At 34.5% G+C, this 4,250-nt stretch carries 2 protein-coding genes and 1 pseudogene; all 3 read right to left on the reverse strand.

What is annotated here, in order from left to right:
* A partial coding sequence (locus tag OZD61_RS00815) for a GTP-binding protein (protein WP_274979490.1) occupies nt 1–1,239 on the reverse strand: 1,239 nt, incomplete at its 3' end.
* A gap of 9 nt (nt 1,240–1,248) precedes the next feature.
* Nucleotides 1,249–2,811, reverse strand: coding sequence for a transcription termination factor NusA (gene nusA / locus OZD61_RS00820; RefSeq protein WP_274979491.1), 1,563 nt, complete (start codon nt 2,809–2,811; stop codon nt 1,249–1,251).
* Nucleotides 2,812–2,899: 88 nt separating this feature from the next.
* Nucleotides 2,900–4,183 (reverse strand): annotated as a pseudogene (locus tag OZD61_RS00825) (efflux RND transporter permease subunit); the annotation flags it as partial.
* Nucleotides 4,184–4,250 lie beyond the last annotated feature (67 nt).

The raw sequence follows: 4,250 nt of genomic DNA on the forward strand, positions 1-4,250 counted from the left end.
ACCAAGCCCTTCAGGGATGAGATCATATTGAGGCAAACTATTAATTATTTTTTCTACATCACCAGGCTCAGATTTATCAATTTTATTAATAGCAACTATAATGGAAACATTTGCTGCTTTTGCATGATTTATTGCTTCAACTGTTTGTTTCATGATTCCATCGCCAGCTGCAACTACTATTACAACTATATTAGTAATATTGGCACCACGTGCACGCATCGCAGTGAACGCTTCATGTCCTGGTGTATCAATAAAGGTAATTTTTTGCTTATCTTTTGTCGTTATTTGATAAGCACCTATGTGTTGAGTTATGCCACCTGACTCTCTTTCTGCAACATTAGATTCACGAAATGCATCGAGCAATGAGGTTTTACCATGATCGACGTGTCCCATAAAAGTGACGATTGGTGGTTTAGGTTTTTTAGGCAGGCTTTCTCTGCCTTCTATAAAAAATAAATCTTTTTCTCTGTTGGTATCGCTCACTCGTTTAGCCATATGATTAAATTTTTCCACTATTTCACATGCTATATCTGGATCCACCAGATCATCTACTCTATAACTCTCACCGACTTCTTCTTTGAACATTTTTAGCACACTCTTGCTATCTTCTGCCATGCTAATAGATAACTTCCTGATAGTTATTTTGTCTGGTATAATAACTTCTCTTGATATATTTTTACCCTTGGCAAACTTTGACTTTCTACTTCTTATACCAAATCTTTGCTTAAATACAGGGGGTTGTTCAGTTTTTTCATCTATTGCCTGTGCAATTACCAGTTTAGAATGCTTAGAATATATATCTTTGTTGACTTTAGAAAACTTTTTATCGTCGCCCTCATAGTCAATATTATCTTCTTTTAGTTCAACTAAGTGAGTATCACTTAAAACTTGCTTATTTATTTCTTTAGATAAAATGTCCGCTTCATTTTTCTCGTCAATCTCTTTATTGCTGTCTTCTTTTGCTGTTTTCTCTTTTTCTTCTCTCTGATTTTTTTCTTTCAGCAAAGCAGCATTCTGCACAGCATTAATGCGGAAAATTTGTTCTTTCTCTGTTAAAGAACCTAATTTACTCTCGTCAAACAAATTATGTTCTTCTGCATCGTGAGATTTTTTTCTTCTTTTTTTTACTATTGTAGCTCCAGTACTTGGGCTAGTTGAAGAGTTTAAATTGAGGTCTAATTTAAGCTTGCTTAAACCTTGGAGCGTTAATTTTTTATCACTGATATCTTCATTATTCATATTATTTTACTATATTAATCCAAGCTTTTTACGTGCTTCTATGATTATTGAATCTACTGTATCTTTTAGATCTTCTTTGCTATCGGATGAGGAAGAGAGTATGCTGCAAAACTCATAACTTGATAAATCTGCTATGTCCTCTAAAGTCTTAATATCATGCTTACTAAGAGCAATTTTATTGTCTATTGATAAAGTTAAATTGATTACATCATCCTCCATACCTAAACTTTTTAGCTCTTCTATTTTTCTATCATTTTCTGCTTTCAGGTACTTATTTGCTCTATTGTGAAGTTCGTTTGCAATATCTTCATTAAAGCCCTCTATTGAAGCAAGCTCTTTAATTGAAGCGCTAGATATGTCTTCTACACTTGAAAAACCTTCTGTTACCAATAGCTGACCCATAATCTCTTCTAAGTTTAAAGCTTCAGCAAATAAAGCTGAACATTGACTAAGTTCTTTACTTCGCCTTTCTGATTCTTGCTGAGTGCTTAATATCTCAATTTTCCATCCAACAAGCTCTGAAGCTAATCTTACATTCTGGCCCTTTTTTCCTATCGCTAAACTCAATTGATCTTCAGCAACTATTAACTCTATGCAATTTTCATTTTCATCAATAATAACCTTCGATACTTCTGCAGGAGTAATGGCTTTAATAACAAATTGACCCAAATCTGAGGAGTAATTTATAACGTCAATTTTTTCACCATTTAATTCGTGTATAATGGTTTTTATTCTATCTCCCTTAACTCCAACACAAGCACCTACTGGATCAATGTTCTTGTCAGGAGAGAAAACAGCAACCTTAGACCTTGAGCCGGCGTCTCTAGCTATACCTTTAATTATTACTAACCCATCAGCAATTTCTGGTATTTCTTGATTTAATAATGCCTCTAAAAAGCCTTCATGAGTCCTAGAAAGAATAATTTGACGTCCATCATCAGAGCGCTTAACAGTCTGTATATAAGTTTTAACCTTATCGCCTTCACGAAATGATTCACCACCGGTTAAATTTCGTAATGGAAGATATGCCTTAGTGCCATTTATGTCTATAATAAGATCTGAATATTCTACTTGTTTAACAATACCATACCCTATTTCTCCCACCTTATCTTTAAATTCCTCATATTGCTTTTTTGACTCTTCATCTTTAATTATTTGAGCAATTTTTTGCTGGGCAATTCTTGCTGAAGCAAGATCAGTGTTAAGAGAGAGTAATTCACTAACAGTATCTCCAATTTTTGCATCTTCTTTCATTAATTTAGCTTGTGTCAGCGTAATTGATTCGTACTCAGTATTCTCTTCTCTATTTGATTCGTCATCAATAACTTTTAGTTTTCTGTATGAAGTAACTTTGCCTGTGTTTCTATCTATATTAACTACAATTTTACTTTTGCTACCATATTTTTGATAAGCCACTGCTTCTATAGCACTTTCTAGTGCCTTTATTACAACATCAAAATCTAAACCTTTTTGAAGTGAAAGCTCTCCTGCTGTTTTTATTACATCAAGGCTTCCAACTATGTTATTCTTGTTACTTTTCTGCTTAACACTGCTTTTACGATCAGCAATCATAATAAATAAATCCAATGTAATTAGTTATAATTATAGCTCCAACGGGCAAAGAACACTATCTTAAATGTTAAATGATTGCTAATTTAAGTCAAGTTTTTTCATGTCCCTGTATAACAAGCAACGCAGGAGTAAAGAATAAAGTTAAAACCGTTGCAACCAATATTCCGCTTGCTATGGTTGTTGAAATGTCAACCCACCACTGGCTTGATGGAGCATCATATGTGATTTGTAGCGTAAAAAAATTGATATTTAACCTGGTAATCATCGGTATTAAACCAAGAACTGTGGTTGCAACGGTAAGCAATATTGGCCTAACGCGAGAAATTGCAGCGTTTATTACACATCGCTTGATGTCATTTTTGTGTACCTTAATTTGGTGATGAAAGGCATCAAGTAATAGTATGTTATTATTCACTATAATTCCCGCCAAAGCAATTATCCCCACTCCACACATAACAACTACGAAAACTTGTTGGATAAGAAAGAAAACAAAAAACACACATGTTGTGGATAAAAACACTGCTGTCATTACGATAAATGTATGGTATACATTATTAAACTGTGTCACTAATACCAATATCATTAGTGTAATCGCTAATATAAAAGCCTTTAACAAAAATGCTCCTGATTTTTGTTGATCTTCTTTGTCGCCTTTAAAATCAATTTTTACTCCCTTGTCCCAATCCTGGGCAATAGAATTCTGAATGAACTTTACTCTTTCATCAACAAGATAGCCAGTATCAACGTCAGCAGAGATTGTCACTATGCGTAATCCATCAATCCTGTTTAGTTTGTTTACCTTTTTTTCGGGAGCATATTTTACTATATTGCTCATAGGATACGGGCCATTAACTGTATTGATAAAAAGATTGTCTATAGTCTTCATGTTGCGATCCTTTCCAGGGAAACGGAGTACAATATCGATTTCTTCATCCGTGTTATTTGGTCTATATTTTCCAATCAACACTCCATTTGTAACCATCTTTATAAAATCGCCAATGGTTGCAACACTTACTTCAGAGCTTGTAGCCTTACTCTTATCAACACTCATATTCCACTCTATTTCAGGTGCTGATCTGCTATCTTGAATATTTATAAACCCGGATGAAGGTTGGTTCATAATTTCTAGAATTTTCTCTGCTGCTAAATTCAAACTGGATACACTCCCGCTGAGGTTAATTTGTATTGGCTTGTCAGCCGACGGTCCTGGCTTTTCCTCTTGAACATTAATTATTATTCCTTTCGTGTCTTGCACACTGCTCCTTATATCATTTAGTATGTGCTTAGCTTTGCGCCTGAAGCGCCAATCCATAAGTTCTAGTTGTATTCTGGCGATAACGTTGTCTGAAAATGCTCCTGATCTAGCATAAGAACCTGTTTAAAATCTTCGTAATAGGAGGGAAATGAAGGAAAGGACAATCATTTGCAAGCTGGCGTTG

The organism is Wolbachia endosymbiont of Drosophila bocki (assembly GCF_028982005.1).
In the GTDB taxonomy this organism is placed as follows: Bacteria; Pseudomonadota; Alphaproteobacteria; order Rickettsiales; family Anaplasmataceae; genus Wolbachia; species Wolbachia pipientis.

Excerpts from the sequence above, each read along its gene's own strand:
- nusA (WP_274979491.1), bottom strand. The coding sequence starts at position 2,811 with ATGATTGCTGATCGTAAAAGCAGTGTTAAGCAGAAAAGTAACAAGAAT.